The 19,031-nt window shown below is 62.4% G+C and carries 12 protein-coding genes; 10 read left to right on the top strand and 2 right to left on the bottom strand.

All coding sequences use genetic code 11. The annotated features are described in order from the left end of the window. Positions 1-8 precede the first annotated feature (8 nt). From OBACDRAFT_RS22885 to pheA, 10 genes are all read left to right on the top strand, one after another. Complete coding sequence (locus OBACDRAFT_RS22885; RefSeq protein ID WP_043589300.1) at positions 9-1,718, top strand: right-handed parallel beta-helix repeat-containing protein; 1,710 nt, start codon at positions 9-11, stop codon at positions 1,716-1,718. A 33-nt stretch (positions 1,719-1,751) separates the two neighbouring features. Beyond that, entirely contained in the window at positions 1,752-2,912 is a 1,161-nt protein-coding gene (locus tag OBACDRAFT_RS22880; protein WP_052362406.1) for a sialidase family protein, read from the top strand. Between the two features lie 4 nt (positions 2,913-2,916). Next, positions 2,917-3,972, top strand: a complete 1,056-nt coding sequence (locus tag OBACDRAFT_RS22875; RefSeq protein ID WP_043589297.1) for a uroporphyrinogen decarboxylase family protein — start codon at positions 2,917-2,919, stop codon at positions 3,970-3,972. A 302-nt stretch (positions 3,973-4,274) separates the two neighbouring features. Further along, on the top strand, positions 4,275-5,567 hold the full coding sequence (locus tag OBACDRAFT_RS22870; RefSeq protein ID WP_232767625.1) for an acetylxylan esterase: 1,293 nt from the start codon (positions 4,275-4,277) through the stop codon (positions 5,565-5,567). Between the two features lie 217 nt (positions 5,568-5,784). Then, positions 5,785-7,953 (top strand): M3 family metallopeptidase, encoded by a 2,169-nt coding sequence (locus OBACDRAFT_RS22865; RefSeq protein ID WP_052362420.1) that lies wholly within the window; start codon positions 5,785-5,787, stop codon positions 7,951-7,953. A 210-nt stretch (positions 7,954-8,163) separates the two neighbouring features. After that, the gene (locus OBACDRAFT_RS22860; protein WP_157837262.1) at positions 8,164-9,003 is read left to right on the top strand and encodes a hypothetical protein; all 840 of its coding nucleotides are present in this window, start codon (positions 8,164-8,166) and stop codon (positions 9,001-9,003) included. Next, positions 8,916-11,987 carry a translocation/assembly module TamB domain-containing protein gene (locus OBACDRAFT_RS30980; protein WP_198529970.1) on the top strand — a complete coding sequence of 1,024 codons (3,072 nt, stop codon included), beginning with the start codon at positions 8,916-8,918 and terminating at the stop codon, positions 11,985-11,987. Before OBACDRAFT_RS22860 ends, OBACDRAFT_RS30980 begins: the two co-directional genes overlap by 88 nt. A 29-nt stretch (positions 11,988-12,016) precedes the next feature. Continuing rightward, positions 12,017-14,137, top strand: a complete 2,121-nt coding sequence (locus OBACDRAFT_RS22850; RefSeq protein ID WP_232767623.1) for a BamA/OMP85 family outer membrane protein — start codon at positions 12,017-12,019, stop codon at positions 14,135-14,137. 129 nt (positions 14,138-14,266) lie between these two features. After that, positions 14,267-15,334 (top strand): SMC-Scp complex subunit ScpB, encoded by a 1,068-nt coding sequence (gene scpB / locus OBACDRAFT_RS22845; RefSeq protein WP_043589293.1) that lies wholly within the window; start codon positions 14,267-14,269, stop codon positions 15,332-15,334. A 69-nt stretch (positions 15,335-15,403) separates the two neighbouring features. Then, entirely contained in the window at positions 15,404-16,486 is a 1,083-nt protein-coding gene (gene pheA, locus OBACDRAFT_RS22840; RefSeq protein ID WP_043589291.1) for a prephenate dehydratase, read from the top strand. 87 nt (positions 16,487-16,573) lie between these two features. Here the strand turns inward: pheA and OBACDRAFT_RS22835 are convergent, their stop codons facing one another. Continuing rightward, positions 16,574-18,259 (bottom strand): NAD-dependent malic enzyme, encoded by a 1,686-nt coding sequence (locus OBACDRAFT_RS22835; protein WP_043589289.1) that lies wholly within the window; start codon positions 18,257-18,259, stop codon positions 16,574-16,576. A gap of 159 nt (positions 18,260-18,418) precedes the next feature. Next, on the bottom strand, positions 18,419-19,031 hold a 613-nt coding region (locus OBACDRAFT_RS22830), incomplete at its 5' end, for a hypothetical protein (RefSeq protein WP_232767608.1).

The following is a 19,031-nucleotide window of genomic DNA, read 5'->3' as shown; positions in this document are numbered from 1 at the left end:
TCACCATCATGCGTCCATTCCACCGCCTTCTGTTTTGCCTCCTCCTCACAACCACCACTGCCGCGTATGCCACCGACATCCATGTCGGCGATTTCGGAGCAGTCCCGAATGACGGCAATGACGACGCCCCCGCCATCCGCGCGGCACTAGACGCTTGCCGCAAAGTAAAAAATCCCCGGCTCCTCTTCGCTCCCGGCGTGTATCATGTAAAAACCACAGGCAAGTCGCGCAGGGCGTTTTTCAACATCACCCGATTCCCCTCGATCACCATTTGTGGAGACCGCACCGAGATCATCAGCAACGACCTCGCCGGGATGTTTTATTTTGAGGAGTGCGGCGATGTTCGCGTCTCCGGTCTCGACATCGACATTCAAGAGGACGCGCTGCCCTTTGCCGGAGGTCGCGTTGTGGCGACGGGCGACGGGACAATCGACGTGGAAATCGCACCCGGCCATCCCCTGCGGGAAATCCCGGTGCAGGCATTCCAGACCTTTAACAACGACACACTCGCCGCGCATCCACCCAGCCATCGCGACTACTTTTTCATCAGCCAAAGACGTTACGACAAACCCGCGCAAATCATTTCTCCCAATGTGCTGCGCATCTTCGTCAACCCCTCCCCGGAGATCCTGCGCGTTAACCAAAAAAAACGCACGCTGCCCCTCATCGGGAACCACCTCATCATCTGGTATGTGGTTCGCAGCGAAGGTCGGGCCATCCGCTCGGTGAACAGCGGCAATCTCGCATTTGAAGACGTGCGCATCTTCGCCGCCTCGGACATGGGCCTGACGGCTCTCTCCTGCAAATCGGCCCGTCTCCTCCGCTGCTCGATCATGCCTAGGCCGGGCACCGGACGCTGGATGTCCACCACCGTTGACGCCACGCACTTCAACATGCTTCGCGACCGCGTTGAATTGATCGACTGCGTGTTCGAGGCAATGGGCGACGATGGCAGCAACGTGCACGGCATCTACACCATGGTGCATGAGCGCACGGACAACCGTACCCTCGTGATGCGCGGCAACAAAACGATTTTCGGCAACCCCGGCCTCAAAGAATCGGACCGCGCCGCCCCGCCGCCGGGCAACTCGCTGCGCCCGGGTGACACACTGGAATTTTCCACCAACGACAACCCGCTCGTCCCTGTATTCGATGCCAAGATACTCGATGCCGCCTGGATCGAAGTGGGGAAAATCAAAATGAAACGCATCACCCTGGACCGCGACTTGCCCGTTTACGTCCAAAACGGAACCGTCGTTGGCAACGCCAGCGAGACCCCGGAATTCGTCATGCGCAACTGTACCGTCCGCCGCAATCGCGGCTGCGGCATGCGCCTGAAAACACGCAACGCGCTCATTGAAAACTGCACCTTCGAAGACTTGAGCGGCGCAGGCATCTGGGTCACATGCGACGCCACCGTCGATTTCGAAAGCACCGCCACGCGCAATGTCACCATCCGCAACAACACCATTCGCAACGCGCACACTGCGCTCTCAGTCACCGCCGGTCGCACCGAATCCTACCCTGACGTTCACGAAAACATCCTGATCGAAGGCAACCGCATCGAAAGCCCCTGGCCGGTCGCCATTCGGATCGAGTCAACCAAGGGTGCCGTCGTTCGTGGCAACACGATCCAAGCGCCGGGCGACGAACCGATCCTGGTGAAACTCAGCTCCGACGTGCGCGTGGAAAACAACACCGTGAAACGCCTTCGATAACCACATTCCCCCCCCGCCAGCCACGTTCCGACGATGCCGCCCTCAACAACCTCGACAACAACCGCACCTGTTTTTGAGTCGATTGACCTTTTTCGCGCCGGCGAAAACGGCTGGTTGACCGGAAGAATTCCCGTCCTGGCCCGCGCTGCGGATGGAACGCTGCTTGCCGCATGGGAAGCCCGTCGCGGAGACGAAAACGGCAACGCGGGCGATTGGGGCGACATCGACATCGTGATGCGCCGGAGCGAGGACGGCGGCACCACTTGGACGCCTGCCTCCGTTCTTGCTGACGGCGGCATTCTCCCCGCCCACAACACCAACCTCGTTGTCGATGCCGAAGGCACCGTGCACCTGGTATTTTTTATCAACTACGCCTACGCCTTCCACGCCCTCAGCAAGGACAGCGGACGCACCTTCAGCGCGCCGCGCGACATCACCAGCGTATTTCGCGAATTCCACACCGACTACCTCTGGAACGTGATCGCCGCCGGACCGGGGCACGGAATCGTCACGCGCAACGGTCGCCTCATCCTCCCCGTATGGCTCAGCAACGGTGGCAAGCACCACCGCCCATCGGTGGTCGCCGCGATTTACAGCGACGATCGCGGACGCACTTGGCAACGCAGCGAAATTGTCCCGCCAAAGTTGTCCAACATGAGCGAGACCGCGGGCGTGGAACTGGAAGACGGCTCGATCCTCTTCAACATTCGTTCCGAGGACCGTGCACATCGCAGAGCAGTGTCGCGCAGTCCCGATGGTGCGAAAAACTGGTCGCTGCCAACTCTCGACAACGCGCTCAAGGAACCCGTTTGCATGGGCAATCTGCTGCGGCTCAATTTCCCAGAACCAGAATCGGGGAAACCCGGACGGGTGCTCTTCTGTAATCCCGACAGCGATACTTACAGCGGCAAGCATGGCCCCTCTTGGAATTGCAACAAGGACCGCGTAAACCTCACGTTGAGAATTAGTTTCGATGACTGCGCGACATGGCCCATGTCCCGGGTGCTTGACGCGGGGATTGCCGGTTATTGCGACCTCGCGCATGACGGCACGGATACGATTTACCTGCTCTATGAAAAAGGTGGCGTGAACGATTCGATGTGGGTGAATCAGTCGATAACCTTTGCGCGCTTAAATGTCGCGTGGCTGGCTGCGCATGGAAATCAAAATCCCATCATATCAAAAAACTACTGATATCATGACACCCAAAGAAAGAATCCTAGCCACGATCAATCGCCAGCCGGTTGACCGAGCCCCTATTGATCTCTGGTGCACGCCCGAGGTGCTCGACAGCTTGCGGCAGCACACGGCGCAGGATGATGAACTCGCCGTCTATCAGGCACTGGGGCTCGACAAGATTGTGTGGATTTTCCCCGGTTATGCCGGCCGCCATTTCGATCCGAACGACAGCGGTGGCATCACCCCTTGGGGCGTTCCCACGCGCATGGTCAAATCAGGACTGGCCACTTATCAGGAGTATATCGACCCGCCCTTGGCGGATTATACCGCCCCGGCGCAACTGGCCGATTATCCTTGGCCCGACCCTGACAAATTCGATTACGTGTGGGCAGCCGCCCTGGCTGACAAGGCCAGAGCCTGCAACTTCGCAACGATAGGCCCCTGGATTTCCCACTTCGAAATCTATTGCCAGATGCGTGGCATGGAAAACGCCATGATGGACACGCTGATCAATCCTGAATTTATGGATACAACGCTCAATTACATCGACACCATTCAGACGGCGATGCTTGAGCGATTGCTCACACGGTCGGGTGACCGACTGGACATGATCTTTATCAGTGATGACATGGGCATGCAGCACAATCTGCTCGTGTCGACAGAGGTGTGGGGAACCCACTTCAAGCCGCGTCTGAAAAGATGGTGCGATTTGGTTCACCGGCACGGAAAGAAGGTGTTTTATCACACCGACGGCGCTGTATTACCGATTATCCCCGGACTGATTGAGTGTGGCATCGACATCCTCAACCCCATCCAACACATATGTCCGGGCATGGACAGGGCTGAGCTGAAACGGCTGTTCGGGAAAGATTTGATCTTTCACGGCGGCATCGAAAATCAGAAGACGCTGCCGATGGGGACGACGCGGGATGTGGTTGCGGAGACTCGGAAATGCATGGAAACCCTCGGCAAAGACGGCGGATACATTTGCTGCTCGAGTCACAATGTGCAGGCGGGAACGCCGTTGGAGAATATCCTGGCGATGATCGAGACGGTGAAAGCATTCGGAGGATAGGGAGCGCGATGCGTTCAATATGAATAACCCCCGGTGAAGCGCGCCCCTGCGCAGATATCCAGCTGCAGGCATGAGGCAGAGAATATTCAATATTTAACATTAAAGAAAATTTGGGAGTCTTCGTGATCCTGACATCCGCCTCCAATATGTTGCTCATGCATTTCCCCCTGTCTTGCAACCAAGACCGCTACGGCCGCCGTTCTGGCGCTCACGCACTCGCAGCCAGCCTTGCGGTCGCGCTTTCCCTTGCGTTCAGCCTTCCGGTCAATGCCCAAACTAGCGCCACGCATTCATCGGCGTCCATGAAAACAGATGCCGAGGCCAAGACCCCGTCGCTCGAGGTCACGCCCGACCGTGCCGATGCGCTCTATCACCAAGGCGACACCGTCACATTCACGATCCGGCTCGCCAACGCGCCCTCTGGCGCCGAAGTCAAGTGGACCATTAGCAAAGATGGCATGCCTCCGCACAACACCGGCACGGCGAAGCTCGTCAAGGGACAGTCCACCATCACAGCCACGCTTCACGAGCCTGGTTTCATTTTTTGCGAGGCCACCTATACGTATCCAAAATCTGATGTCACCACCATTGCCAACGCCGAAGCGAAGGCCGAAATCACGACGATTAAAGCGCTCGGCGGTGCCGGTTTCGATCCGCTTCAGATCAAGCCCAGCCTGCCGGTGCCCGACGACTTCGACGCGTTCTGGGCCGCGAAGAAAAAGGAACTCGCCGACATCCCGGCGAATCCGCGGCTCACACCCGTTAACGCGCCCACATACTTTGCAGGCAAGGTCGAGACCTTTGATCTCCAGGCCGACAGCATTGGCGCGCCTGTTTCCGGTTACTATGCCCGGCCGGTCGGCGCGAGGCTTGGCAGTCTCCCGGCGATTCTGTTGGTTCACGGTGCCGGCGTGCGTAGTTCGAGCCTCAAAGACCCCTCCGACTGGGCCGCGCGCGGCCTGATCGCGCTCGACATCAACGCTCATGGCCTGCCCAACGGCAAACCCGCCGCCTACTACGAGGAAATTTCCAGAGGCGACCTCCGTGGCTACCCTGCACGCGGCCGCGCCTCACGCGACACGATCTATTTTCTGGACATGTATCTGCGCCTCGTGCGTGCGATAGATTTCCTCACCGCCCAGCCTGAATGGGATGGCCGTGCGGTCATCGTTTCCGGTCGCAGCCAGGGCGGCGCACAGGCGATCGCGGCTGGCGGACTCGATTCGCGCGTCACCTACATCTCGGCGGGCGTCCCGGCGCTCTGCGACAACACCGGCGTCCTGGTCAACCGTCAGCGCGGCTGGCCCGGATTCCTTCCCGGCGTCAAGGAGGAGGCGGAGAAACTGCCCATGGTGATCGAGGCGGTGCGCTATTACGACACGATGAACTTTGCGACTCGCGTGAAGGTCCCTGCGTATTTCACGGTCGGCTTCATCGACGTCACCTGCGCGCCGACTTCCGTATATGCTGCCTACAACAATCTTTCCGGCCCAAAGGCAATTTATAATGATATCGCCAGCGGCCACCGCAGTTCCGCCGCCTGCGGCAAAGCAAAGAACGACGCCATCCTAGCTTACTTGAAAACAATCAAGTAGACGCGATTGTCATGGAGTTCGGAATGCAACGAATTCTGTCAACGCCGACACCGAGCGCATGGTTCAAGGTCGGATGACGCTGCGCGACAACGCCTGAACCCAAACACTTTTATCGCGACCCATCACCCTGTTTCTCGGAAAACGCTGTCAAATATTCCTCCCCCTCTTCGGCGCAGGCTTGCTCATGGGGCGGGGGTGGATTCGCTTGGCGGCACTCATGTCATCCACCGCCTCTGATTCTGTTACATCTACGCACTCGAATCCCTTTCTCGATCCCTCGTTTGCCATCCGCTGGTCGGCGCATGATCCGAAGTGGATCGCGCCCGCTATCGAAACCGCGCTGGCCGGGGCGCAGGCGGCCATTGACGAAATCGCCGGACGTCCGCTGGCAGAGGTGACGTTTGACAACACTTTCCTCGCCCTCGAACGCGCCACGGAACAGCTCAACTTCGCGTGGAGCAAAGTCACGCATCTGCAATCCGTCAGCGACTCGCCCGCGTTGCGCGAGGCGCACAATGCCATGCTGCCCAAAGTGTCGGCATTCTCCGCAAAAATCCCCCTCAACACCGCGCTCTGGGCGCGATTGAAGGCGTTCGCCGCCTCCGGCGCGGCGGCGGATGTGACGGGCGTGTATCGGCGTTTTCTGGACGAAACGCTCGCGGACTTTCGTCAGGCGGGCGCGGATTTGCCGGACGAGGCGCGGGCACGCGTCGAGAAAATCGAAAGCGAACTCGCGGAGTTGACCCAGAAATATTCCGAAAACGTCCTCGACGCCACCAATGCCTGGCAACTGGTGACGGAGGATGAGGCGCGGCTCGCCGGTCTGCCGGAGCATGCGGTCGCGGCGGCGCGGCAGAGCGCGCGGGACAAAGGTTTCGGGGCAGGGGAGGGGAGCCGCCCGGCGTGGCGGTTCACACTGCACGGTCCGTCGCTGGAGCCGGTGCTGACGCGCGCTGCGGATGAAGCTTTGCGGCGCGAAGTGTGGACGGCTTCCAACGATGTCGGTTCGCAGGCTCCGCACGACAACACGGCGATCACGCAACGCATTCTCGGTTTGCGCGCAGAGAAGGCGCGCTTGTTGGGCAAGGCGCATTTTCCCGATCTCGTGCTCGAGCGACGCATGGCGGGCAGCGGGCGCAAGGCTCTCGATTTTGTCGAGGACGTGGAACGGCGGGCGCGTCCGGCATTCGTGCGCGAGTGCGCGGAACTGGAAAAATTTGCCGGTGTATCGAGTGGTCAACTACCGCCTTGGTCGGTGGCCTTCTTTTCGGAAAAACTGCGGCAACAGCGTTACGATTTCGACGATGAGGCGCTGCGTCCGTATTTCGAGGTCGGGCGTGTGATCGGCGGATTGTTCACGTTGGCGTCGCGTGTGTTCGGATTGCGCATCGCGGAGATCGCAAGTGGCGCGGGCGTCTCGCCCGCGTCTGGGAAAAATGCGGGCGGGACGCCCGCGCCACTTTCACCGCCACAGGTCGAGGTCTGGCATCCCGAGGTGAAGTTTTACGAGATGCATGATCGCGCGGGGCGGCATGTGGGATCGTTTTACGCCGACTGGCATCCGCGTGAATCGAAGCGCGGCGGGGCTTGGATGGGTTATCTCATCACTGGCGGGCCGCGTGCTGATGGCTCGCGCGCTCCACATCTTGGCTACATTTGCGGCAACCTCACGCCGCCCACGCCGGGGCGTCCGGCGCTGCTCACGCACCGCGAGGTGGAGACGATCTTTCACGAGTTCGGTCACTTGTTGCACCATCTGCTGGGCGAGGTGCCGGTGAAGTCGCTCAACGGCGTTAATGTCGAGTGGGACTTTGTGGAGCTTCCTTCGCAGATCATGGAAAACTGGTGCTGGGAGCGCGAAAGTCTCGACCTGTTTGCGCGTCACCACGAAACGGATACGCCGATCCCGGATGAGCTTTTTACGAAGATGATCGCGGCGCGCAATTTTCGCTCGGCGTGCGCCACGATGCGCCAGGTGCAGTTTGCCAAGATGGATCTCGTGCTGCATCTGCGCGCCGCGGAGTTCGCAGACGGGAGCGCGGGAGGGGGGGGGGACTTGGAGGCCGTCGCGCGGGAGATCGTGGCGGATTGCATGATACCGACGTCGCCGCCGTCGCGCACGATTGTGAAGCGGTTCAACCATCTGTTCAGCGATCCGGTTGGCTATGCGGCGGGCTACTATTCCTACAAGTGGGCGGAGGTGCTGGACGCGGATGCGTTCACTCGCTTCAAGCGCGAGGGGATTTTTAACGCGGAGGTCGGCGCGCAGTTCATCGAGCATATCTTGAGCAAGGGAAACTCGGTGCCGCCTGCGGAGTTGTTCCGCCGGTTCATGGGACGCGACCCCGACCCGGCGGCGTTGTTTGTGCGCAATGGGCTGGCATGAATTTAGCCGAGCAAAAATCAAGGCAGACGAACCAACCGCGAATGAACGCGAATAGACGCGAATAAAACCAATGGATTTCGACATGTTTTTTTTATTCGCGACCATTCGCGTTCATTCGCGGTTTAAAAGAACCGCCCCCTCCTGTTTTGTCTCCGTGTCTTTGTGGTTAACTTCCTTATGAAAAGGCGGCGTCTCAAAAGACTGTTTCTCGTGATCGCGCTGGTTGGCGTGGTCACGTTGCCGTGGTGGCAACGGGCGGCGGTGCATCTGGGCACGCGCGTGGCGGGGGCGGATTACGTGCGTTACGAATCAGTGGCGGGCGGGCGGTTTCGTCTGCATGGCGTGAGGTGGGCGAACACCAGCACAACGTTTGCGGCGGATGAGGTGGAGGGTGCGGACTTGGTGCGTTGGGCGTGGACGCGGCAGGCTCGTCTTGAGGTGCGACGGTGGACGGTCGCTGTCTCCGCAACCGATGGGAAAACTGCGGGCGACCAACCAGCGATGTCACCTGCGAAGGCGGTGCGCATGGCGTCCGGCGTGACGGGTCAACTGACGCGCTGGCTGGGGTGGATCGAAGCCCGCGAGGGACGGGTGGTGGTGGCGTTTTCTGGAGAACAGGTGTTTGTTGTGCCCCGGATCGACTACTCCGGCGGCGTGCTGACGGCGGCGGTGGGTTGGAGGGACGAAGCGGTGGAATTGCGCGCGGAGACCGGCGCGGATGCGGTGGAGTTCGATGTTGTATCCGAAAAACGAATGCTGCGACTTCAGGGCAGGCTCACGGATGCGCGGCGTGTGTCGGCGACGTTGCGGGATGTGAGCGGCAGGACGGAGGGAAGCGGCACGCTGGAGGCGGAATTGTCGGACTCGTGGCGGTTGAATTCGCTGACGACACGCGGCGCGGACTGGCGGGTGCCGGCGGCGGTGTGGGATGTGACGGGGCGTTATGGGGAGTTGGCCGGTGGTTGGTCGGCAGAGTGGAAGGGGGGGGGGGGACGGTGCGCATTGATGCAGGCGCGGAGCCCAGGGAGGGCGAGGGTGTGCCTCCGGTAAAAATCGCAATCGAGGCGGAGGGTGACAGGACGCAGGTGGCGATACGGCGGCTGGAGGTGGTGCTGCCACAGGCGGAGGCGCGGCTGGCGGAACCGTTTGTCATGGATTGGGGAGGACGCTTTATCAGCGGGCGTTCGGTGTTCGATTTCGCTGTCGATCTGGCGGCGTTGCGCGCGGCGGGAGTGGACGGGCTGGCGGGCCGGGTCGCGGGGCGGGCCGCGTTTGCGCCGGGGCCGTTGTCGGCGTTGGTCGTGGATTTCTCGTTGTCAGGGCGGGGGCTGGCCTGGGAATCGCAGGTCATCGGTGACGTTGCGGCGGAGGGCGAGGTGCGCTGGCCGGGGATCGTGCTGCGCAAGGCGGGCGTGATGCTGGATGGCGGAATGGTTGAGTTGGCCGGTCGTTATGATGCGGCGACCAAATCCATCGCAGACGGTGTGCTGTCGGCGGCGCTGGCGGATGAATCTGTCGTCACACGATGGATACGCGCCGGAGTCTGGCCGGAGGGCGCGGGGTTTGGCGCGACGAAGGCGGCGGTGCGGTTTTCCGGCACATTGCCGGAGGCGTTGACTCCGGGGGCGCTGGCCGGTTTGCGGCACGAGGGCGAACTAGAGGCGCAGGCGGTGCGGGTTCCATCGGCGGCGTTCTTGAAACCGCTTGCGGTGAGCGTGGCGTGGTCGGGGCAGGGGGGGGCGGTGGATGTTTCGCGTTTGTATTTTGAAACCAATGACAAGGCGGCGGCGTGGGAACTGGCGGGCAAGTTGAGGCCGGCGGTTGCGCCGGGCGATGCGGATGCGTTGACCATCGGCAGTTGGCGCTGGTTGCGTGGTGGGGCGACGTGGGCGGAGTTGGCGGTGCCGGTGATGGTGCGGCGGGGGGGCGATGTGCTGGTGGCGGTGTCGCCGTTGCGGCTTGTGGGGGGGGGGGAGGGGAGTTTTTCGGTTTCGGCGGAGGGCGTGCTTCAGCCGGGCGGCGGGCGGGTGCGGCTGGAGGCAGGGAACGTCACGGAGGATATGTTGGAGGACTGGCTGTTGTCCGGTGCAGGTGACATGGCCGCTTGGGCGAAGGGAGCTTCGTTGGCCTCATTTTTGGTCGAGGCTGACTGGCAGGGCGATGGTGCGGTGACGGGCTTGGCGCGCGGCGAGGTGCGGTTGGAGCCGTTGCCGGGGGCGCCGCTGGCGGCTTCGTTTGATGTCGTGGCGAACGAGAGCGTGGTGGAGTTGCGCAAGGCGGAGATTCGAGCGCGGGGTGCGGTTCTGGCCGACGTGCAAGGGCGTTTGCCGGTGACGTTGCACGCGCGACGCGAGGGGTGGTTGCAATGGCGGGAGGCGGAGCCGTTCTCGGTCGATCTAGTGTCGCGCGACGACGTGGGGTGGAAGGAGGAATTGGCGGCGTTGAGTGGGATCAGATTGAGCGGGGCGGAGCTTCGCGCCAGCGTTTCGGGTACATTGCGCGAGCCGGGCGGCACGATTCGTTTGCGGGCCGGGGGACTGGAAATTCCGGAGAATGCGCGAGAGCGACTGCCGTTCTCCCTGCCTTCGGTCACGGATGTGCGCGTGGAGGTGGCGCTGGGCAAGGAGGGGATTCGCGTGGAGGAGGCGTCGGTGAAGATCGACGGCCAGCCAGTGTCGATGTCGGGGCGGTTGTCGGTGAAATCTTCGGAGTGGATGCAGTTGCCGCAGTCGTGGGCTGAACTGGTGCGGGAGCGGGCGGAGGGCCGGTTGCGCATCACGGAGGCGCGGGTGGCGTCCATCGCACGTTACATGCCGACGTATCTGGCTCCAGCGGGGGTGTTGAGCGCGGATGTTGCTTATGGGCCGCATCAGCGTATCGAGGGTTTGGTGACACTGCACGGGGCGTCGTCGCGTCCGTTGGGGCCGCTGGGGGTGTTGCAGCAGGTGGAGGCGCGCATCCGGTTTCAGGGGCGCTCGGTCGTGCTGGAGTCGATCAAGGCGCTGGCAGGGGGGCAGCCGGTGATGTTGACGGGCGGAGCGGAGTGGCCGCGGGGGGGGAGGCCGGTATTCGATGTACGACTACGCGGGGAGAACACGCCGTTCGTGCGGCAGACGGGGCTGGTGGTGCGGGGGGATATCGATCTCACGGTACGTTCGCTGCCCGGCGAGCCGGGGCGGGCGAAAATCGGGGGCGAGGTGCGGTTGCGTGACAGCGTGTTTCTGTCCGATTTGACGTCGTTGATGCCGACGGGGGTGAAGGGCGTGGCGCGGCGTCCGCCGTATTTCGCGGTGGAGGAGGCGCCGTTCAATGCGTGGGAACTCGACGTGGCGTTGCGCGGCGAGCGTTTCATGCGGGTGCGGTCGCCGGTGTTCGAGGGGGTGGTTTCGGCGCGTTTCAACCTGACGGGCACGCTGGGCAATCCGCGCGCCGTCGGCGAGGCGCGGGTGGCGCGGGGGAGGGTGATTTTTCCTTTCGCGGTGTTCGTGGTGCAGGAGGGCGCGAGCGTGCGCCTGACCGAGGCAGCGCCTTACGAGCCGCGTTTGCTGGTGTCGGGCGTGGCGCAGCGTTACGACTACGATCTGCGTCTGGAACTGACCGGCACGGCGGAGGCGCCGGTGTTGCAGTTTTTCTCCAGTCCGGCGCTCGACTCCGAACAGATTTTGATGCTGGTGATGGCGGGCGTGGCTCCGAGCGAGAGTTCGCTTTCGACGAGCACGCATCGTCTGGCGCGGTTTGGCACGTATGTGGGCGCGGACATGCTGCGGCAACTCGGGGTCAACGACGATGCGGCGGAACGGTTGACGGTGCGAACGGGCGAAAAGCTTTCGCGTCAGGGCAAGGAAACTTATGCCATGGAATACGCGCTGGGCGGGCGTTGGTCATTGGTGGGTGAATACGATGAGTTCGATGGCTACAACGCGGGCCTCAAATGGCGGTTCACTCCCAGGCGCAAGGATGAGGCGGGCGGGGGGCCGGTGAAGCAGGAAACGGAAACGAAAGGCGCGGAAACAAAAGAGGAGGTGCAGCCGTGACGTGCCACTTCGCTTGCGTTCGTATTGTTGTGATTTTTCTCTGGCTGGCGTGCCTGGGCGCGAGTCCCTCGCTGGCTGCGCCCGCCCCGGCGCCTGCTCGTCCGGCGGCGGTCTCGGTGCGCGGTTTGGGGTGGTGGGACAATATCCAGGCGCGGCGCATGCTTGATCTCGTGCTCGGCCGGGAGCGAGGGGAAATCATGGAGGCCAATGCGATTGAGGACGCCGCGCTCGTGCTGCTTTCCCATGCGGGCAGCGAAGGTTTTCTCGATGCCAGGGTGGCTGTATCGGGGGTGACGGTGGATGGCAGGAATTTTTCACACGAGCTCGATAACATGCTGACCACCGGATTGCCGCGCCCGTTGGAGGCGCGGGAGGTGCGGTTGCGCGTGATCCCGGGGCGGCGTTATACGATCAAGGCCGTGACGTTTGCCGGTCTCGACGGACTGGCAGGCGAGAGGGGGGGGGGGGGGAGGATAAGCGAAAAGGAGGCGCGTGGTTTTTTTGCCCCGCGCCTGGGTGTTCTCACGCCGGCGGATGCAAAGGCATTTTCGCCGGGCAGGCTGAGAGGTTCGGTCGCCTCGCTGCGCGAGACGTTGCGTAATCTCGGCTATGTCGGGGCGCAGGTCAGCGTGGCGGACGAGCGGCGTGATGCCAAAACAGGGGAGGTGCGCTTGCATGTTCTGGTGGAGCCGGGTCCGTTCTGGCGAATCAGCGGGTATCGTGAGGAGATCGACGGCGATACCGGGCCGATGGCGAAGGTGAAGTTGCCGCCGCCGGGAAGCGCCTGGTCGCGGACGGCGGGGCAGGATCTGGAGGTGCTGGTCCGCAATGCGTTTTACGATGCCGGATACGCCGACGCCCGCGTCACGGTGGCGGCGGTCCCGCCGGAGTCACCGGAGCCGCCGGGCGCGGACGGCGTGCTCGACGTGGTGGTGACGGTGCGTGTGATCCCAGGTGAGGCGGTGCGGGTGGGGCGGGTGCGTTTTGAGGGCAGGACGCGCGTGCGCGATGCGCTGCTTGCCAGCAAGGTGGCGCTGCATCCGGGCGATCCGTTTGATCCGCGGGACGTGGAAACGGGCCGTCTGCGGCTCAGCCGTCTGGGGGTGTTCGAGATGGTGGATTCGCGGGCCGATCCGGAAACGGGGCCGGAGCGCGACGCGGTGTTTTTTCTCAAGGAGCAGCCGCGATGGGATACGTCGTTGATGTTTGGATACGGAAGTTACGAGCAGTTGCGCGGCGGTGTGGAGTTGCGCCAGAATAATCTATGGGGGCTGGCCCATCGCACGCGGCTGGAACTGGTGCAGTCAATGAAGAGTTCGCAGGGCGACTACACGTATTCGATCCCGGAACTGCTGGGGAAGAACATCGACGGCAGCGTCAAGGTTTTCGGCCTGTTGCGCGAGGAGGAGTCGTTTGACCGCGAGGAGTATGGCGGCAGTCTGCTGCTGCGGCGTCCGGTGCGGAAGTGGCGGATGGAGGTGTCGGGGGGCTACACGTTTGAATCGCTCCACGCGAGCGACAGCACGCTGGGCACGCGTGCGACGGATCTCGATTCGTCGCGCGTGGGCAGCCTGAATTTCGGACTGGTGCAGGACCGGCGCGACAATCCGCTGCAACCGCACAGCGGATACAGGTGGTATGCGCAGTTGGAAAACGCGGAGAAGTGGCTGGGCGGCGATGTGGATTATCAGCGCATCGAGCTCGACTGGTCGTGGCATCTGCCGCTCGGCGGCGAGCGCTGGTTGCATCTTGGACTCAGCCATGGCGTGGTGTTGGGAGACAAGCCGGTGCCGGTGAACAAGCTGTTTTTTCCCGGCGGGGAGAATTCGATTCGCGGATACAAGGCCGGCGAGGCCGCGCCGCGCGATGATACGGGGGCCTTTGTCGGCGTGCGCAGCCAGGTGGTGGGCAACGTGGAGTTGGAGCAGCGTGTGACGGGCAACTGGTCGGCGGTGGTGTTTTTGGATGCGCTGGGCACGGCGACGAGCATGGATGACTATCCGTTTGACGAGACGTTGTTTTCGATCGGCGGGGGCGTGCGTTACCAGACGATCATCGGGCCGGTGCGTCTGGAATACGGATACAACTTGAAGCGTCGTGACGGCGACCCGGCGGGCACGGTGCTGTTCTCGCTGGGATTCCCGTTTTAGGTCATTTGGGGGAAGATTGTGCCCGCACGGAGCTTGAAATTGCTCCTGTCGCCTGACCAACCGGAGTTTCAGGGTTGCTTAGCGGGTTACGGGGGGCTTTTTCTGCGCATCTCCGCATTTCCTCCCAGCATGGCGTTCAATCTGAAACTGGTGCTCAAGGCACTTCTCTTCTCCTCCAGCCAGCCGCTCTCGATCAAAGACATCCAGGCGGTGTTTGCGCGATTTCATGACCAGGCATCCCGGGCCGCCACGGTGGCCGAGGAAACGGATGCCGATGTCCCGCAGGCTGCCGGTGCCGGCACGACGGCAGGGGGGGGGGGGGGGGGGGAGGGCACTGGAGACATCGTCCGCTCCGAAACCGAAGTCAGCACGGAAACCAACACCGAAGCCAACGCCAGCGGCGGGGCCGGGGCCGAAACCAGCGCCGAGGCGGCTATTGTGGCCGCGCCGGAACCGGCGGACGCCGATCTTTATCACGACGTGCCGGCGCTTATCACGACGGCGCAAATTCGTGAGGCGATGGACGAACTCGCCGGCGAGTTGCGCGCGCTCAACGACATTTATTTTCTTATCGACGGCGCGCAGGGTTACCGGCTTGTGACGCATCCACGATTTGCCCGCTGGATTCGCATCCTGCGTGATGAGCCGCCGCCCGTGAAGCTCTCCCAATCCGCGCTCGAAACGCTCGCCGTCGTGGCCTACCGCCAGCCGGTGACTCGTTCCGAGATCGAGTCCATCCGCGGCGTGTCCGCCGACGCGGGCCTGAACAAGCTGCTGGAGCGTGAACTGGTTTACATCGTGGGCCGCGCCGACCTTCCCGGCCGTCCGCTGCAATACGGCACGACGGACAAATTCCTTGAGTTCGTCGGCGTGAAATCACTGGTCGAGCTTCCGGCCTCGGATGTGCTTTCTCCCCGTCAGATCGACGAATGGCTCAACCGCTCCGCCAACACCACGCCCCCCGCCGACGCCGAGATGGGACTGCCGCTCGAAGAAGGCGAGGGCGACTCGCCGAGTTTTGACTCCGTGAAGATCACGAGTGGAGACGGAGACACGAGCGAAGCAGTCGCGAGCGAAGTGCCGGTTGGCGAGGCGGCGGAGGCCGCAGGCACGACCGAGCCCGATCCGCAATCATCGAACCACAAAGACACGGAGACACAAAGTGAACCGCTCAAAGAAGACCGCTCCGATGCCTGACCCCTCCCGGTTGAACTCTGTGCATCTGTGTTTCGGTGGTTAATTCCTTGTTAATAAACCCACTCTGCCATGTCCGATCCTCTAAAACCTCTCCGCGAAAACATCGACAGCCTTGACCGGCAGATCGTCGATCTCCTCAACCAGCGCCTTGCGCACGCCTCCGAAATCGGCCGCCACAAGCGCAGCGCCGGCGGTGAAATCTATGTGCCCGAACGCGAGGACGCCGTGCTGCGCAAGGTCGTGGCGCTCAACAGCGGGCCGATCAAGGACGAGGCTCTGCGCGCCATCTACAGCGAGATCATGTCGGCGGCCATCGCCCTCGAAAAGCCGCTCAAGATCGCCTACCTCGGGCCCGAGGCGACGAACACGCATCAGGCGGCGTTGCGCAAGTTTGGCGCGAGCGTGGACTACGTGGCGCTCACGACTTTCGCCGATATTTTTACGTCGGTCGAAAAAGGTGAGTCCGACTACGGCATGATCCCGATTGAGAATTCCACCGAGGGGTCCGTGCGCGACGCACTCGACCAGTTTGTGACGTCCGACTTGAAGGTCGTTGCGCAGACGTATTTGGAAATCAGCTACTGCCTCATCACACGCGAGCCGTTGGAAAACATTACTCGTGTTTTGTCCAAGGATCAGGCGCTCGCCCAGTGCCGTCTCTGGCTCCAGAGCCACCTGCCACACGCCACCTTTGTCGATGCGCCCAGCACGGCGCGCGCCGTGCAGATTGCGGGTGCCGAGTCGGGGGTGGCGGCCGTGGCGACAGAACTGGCGGCGACGCACTACGGCGTGCCGGTCGTGGCGCGGAACATTCAGGACAAGGCGGGCAACACCACGCGTTTTTTTGTCATTGGCAAGAAGCCCACCGGCCCGGTTGGCAATGGGCGTGACATGACAAGTCTGCTGATCTCGCTTGGCGACGCCAGCGGACAGCCGGGCGCCCTGCTGCGCCTGCTGTCACCTTTCGCGCAACGCGGCATCAACCTTTCCAAGATCGAATCGCGTCCCAGCCGGCTGCGCCCTTGGGACTACAATTTTTATCTGGATGTCACCGGTCATTTCCATGACGAGCCGATGAAGCAGGCTGTGGCGGAACTGCGCACTTTCTGTCCCTTGGTGAAGTGGCTGGGCAGTTACCCGACGGTGAACTGAGAGACTGCAAAAAAAGAGGGGCTTCGCTTAACGAAGCCCCTCCGGGACAAATCAAAATGCCTTGGCGGGGTGCGATCCCCGCGTGTCTCAGACGTAGTCGTAATACTCCGGCGTGAACATGCTGGCGGCGATGGCGGCCTCCAGATTTTCGGGACGCGGCAGGGCGGCGACGTTGGCCTCGTAGGCTTTTTCGGCGACGGCAACGGCGATTTTGAGCGACACTTCGCGGATCTTCGAGAGCGCGGGATATACGCGGCCCATCGCCAGGTCTTCCTTCGTGGCGAGGCTGGCCAGCGTGCGGGCCGAGGCGAGGAACATGGAGTCCGTGACTTCGGTCGCTTCGCAGACGAGCGAGCCCAAGCCCACACCGGGGAAGATGTAAACGTTGTTGCCCTGGCCGGGGACGAATTTTTTCCCGTTGAGCTCCACCGGAGCGAACGGGCTGCCGGTCGCCACGATGGCGCGACCACTGCTCCAGGCATAGATGTCGGCGGGCACGGCCTCGGCTTGGGAGGTCGGGTTGGAGAGCGCGAAGATGATCGGAGTTTTGTTGAGCTCCGCCATACGGCGCACGATGGGCTCGGTGAAGGTCTTGGGCTGGCCGGAGACACCGATGAGGATCGTGGGTTTCACGACTTCGACGGCCTCGGCGAGCGTCGCCACATGGGCGGCGTCGTGCGCATAGGGGAGCTTGTGGTGGGCGAGCGCACGGCCCGGACGGGTCTTGACGACAAGGCCTTGCGAATCGACGAACCAGCAGCGGGCGCGCGCCTGTTCTTCGCTGAGGCCGGCTTCGCGCGCGGCGGCGACAAAGAGGTCGGCAATGCCGGTGCCGGCTTCTCCGGCTCCGAGGAAGAGGAGCTTCTGGTCGGCGAGTTTGCCGCCGGTGGAGTTGAGCGCGCTGATGACGCCGGCGAGGGCCACGGCGGCCGTTCCCTGAATGTCGTCGTTGAAGCTGCACACGCGGGAGCGGTTCTCATGCAGGAGGCGGAAGGCGTTGGTGTTTCCGAAGTCTTCCCACTGGATCATGGTCTTGGGGAACACGGTTTTGACGGCTTCGACGAATTCGTTGAGGAACGCGTCGTAGTCCGCGCCGCGCACGCGTTTCATCGGGTGGCCGAGGTAGAGCGGATCGTTGCGGAGCGTTTCGTTGTCGATGCCGGCGTCGAGCGCGATGGGCAGACAGTAGGAGGGGTGCAGGCCGGCGCAGGCGGAGTAGAGGGCGAGTTTGCCAACGGGGATGCCCATGCCGAGCACGCCGAGGTCGCCGAGGCCGAGGATGCGTTCGCCGTCGGTGACGACGATCATGCGCACGTCCGTGATGGGCCAGTGGCGGAGAATTTCGGCGATGCGTCCGCGGTCCTTGATGCTGATGAACAGGCCGCGCGGACGGCGGAAGTTGGCGCCGTATTCAAGGCACGCCTGACCCACGGTGGGCGTGTAAACGAGGGGAATCATCTCCTCGGCGTGGTTGGTCAGGAGGCGGTAAAAGAGCGTCTCGTTGCGGGATTGGAGGGTGGTGAGGTAAATGTATTTCTCAATCGCAGAGGGCTTTTTGGCCATGGCGTTGAGGGCGCGTTGCTCTTGTTGTTCGAGCGTGAAAACGCGCGGGGGAAGCAGGCCGCGCAGGCCAAGCGCATCCCGTTCGCGTTCGGAAAAGGCGGTGCCTTTGTTGAGAACGGAATCACCCAGCAGGGCGGTGCCGCGCAGGGAGGCGCGAGCGCCTCTTGCAGAGAGTCCTAATGACGAGACTTGGTCAGGATTTTTAGGCATAGTAAGAAGATAGAATGCATGAGAGGCTGTTGCGCTCGCTGCGCATTCGTTGGCGTAAACTGGGCAGGTGGCAATGGGTGCGGACGGTTTTGTGCTAATGCTGGTGTGCTAAACGCGAAATCGTGAGGCTGCTTCAGCAGCGATTGAACTTCCGTTATCTTATCTCGCCGGCACGGCGTCGGCAGGCACCGTGAGGCGTGGCTGGCGGCGCGAAGGGGGCAGGTCCCACAGGAAGCTTTGCTCACGCGCCAGTTCCTTGCCGTCCGATCCGAGAAGGCGGATTTGCCAGGCGGTGGGCATGACTTTGGGGCCCGGCCAGTCGTTGCCGGTGATGCCGGCGAGAAATCCCGTGCTGCCGCGTTTCAGGTCGATCGGGAGAAAATGGACTCTCGCCTGATCGCTGCCCGGCAGGATATACTCGATGACCAGCATGGCGTCTGATTCAGGTTCGGAGATTTTGATGCGGGCGGTGAAGTAAAAGCCGGCGCGCTCCTCGGTTCGCGTGCGCAGGATCAACCGTCCGCCTTGGTTTTCCTTGCCCGAGAAAAACTCGGAAATCCGTTGGAATGACTCCGTGGTGCGGTATTCCGGCCACACTCGGACGAAGGACGCCGTTGGGGCCGCCGTGAGGGGCAACGCCGTGAGGGACAGCGCAGAAAGAAGGAAGCAGATGAACGCAAACAAACGCATCCCGTCCTGATAGGTGGCGCTTGGGCGGCGGTAAATCCTAAAACCTAATTGGCTCGGCTGCGGCGGAGCTTGCGCGGCATGG

Origin of the sequence: Geminisphaera colitermitum TAV2 (genome assembly GCF_000171235.2) — a bacterium.
GTDB lineage: Bacteria > Verrucomicrobiota > Verrucomicrobiia > Opitutales > Opitutaceae > Geminisphaera > Geminisphaera colitermitum.
Note: the sequence above shows the minus strand (reverse complement) of the source record. Positions and strands in the feature narration are given on the sequence as shown.

What these genes read in the sequence shown, in the direction of transcription:
- OBACDRAFT_RS22880 (WP_052362406.1), top strand. Translation starts at nt 1,752, where the DNA reads ATGCCGCCCTCAACAACCTCGACAACAACCGCACCTGTTTTTGAGTCG.
- OBACDRAFT_RS22875 (WP_043589297.1), top strand. Translation starts at nt 2,917, where the DNA reads ATGACACCCAAAGAAAGAATCCTAGCCACGATCAATCGCCAGCCGGTT.
- pheA (WP_043589291.1), top strand. Translation starts at nt 15,404, where the DNA reads ATGTCCGATCCTCTAAAACCTCTCCGCGAAAACATCGACAGCCTTGAC.
- scpB (WP_043589293.1), top strand. Translation starts at nt 14,267, where the DNA reads ATGGCGTTCAATCTGAAACTGGTGCTCAAGGCACTTCTCTTCTCCTCC.
- OBACDRAFT_RS22865 (WP_052362420.1), top strand. Translation starts at nt 5,785, where the DNA reads ATGTCATCCACCGCCTCTGATTCTGTTACATCTACGCACTCGAATCCC.
- OBACDRAFT_RS22885 (WP_043589300.1), top strand. Translation starts at nt 9, where the DNA reads ATGCGTCCATTCCACCGCCTTCTGTTTTGCCTCCTCCTCACAACCACC.
- OBACDRAFT_RS22835 (WP_043589289.1), bottom strand. Translation starts at nt 18,259, where the DNA reads ATGCCTAAAAATCCTGACCAAGTCTCGTCATTAGGACTCTCTGCAAGA.
- OBACDRAFT_RS22870 (WP_232767625.1), top strand. Translation starts at nt 4,275, where the DNA reads ATGAAAACAGATGCCGAGGCCAAGACCCCGTCGCTCGAGGTCACGCCC.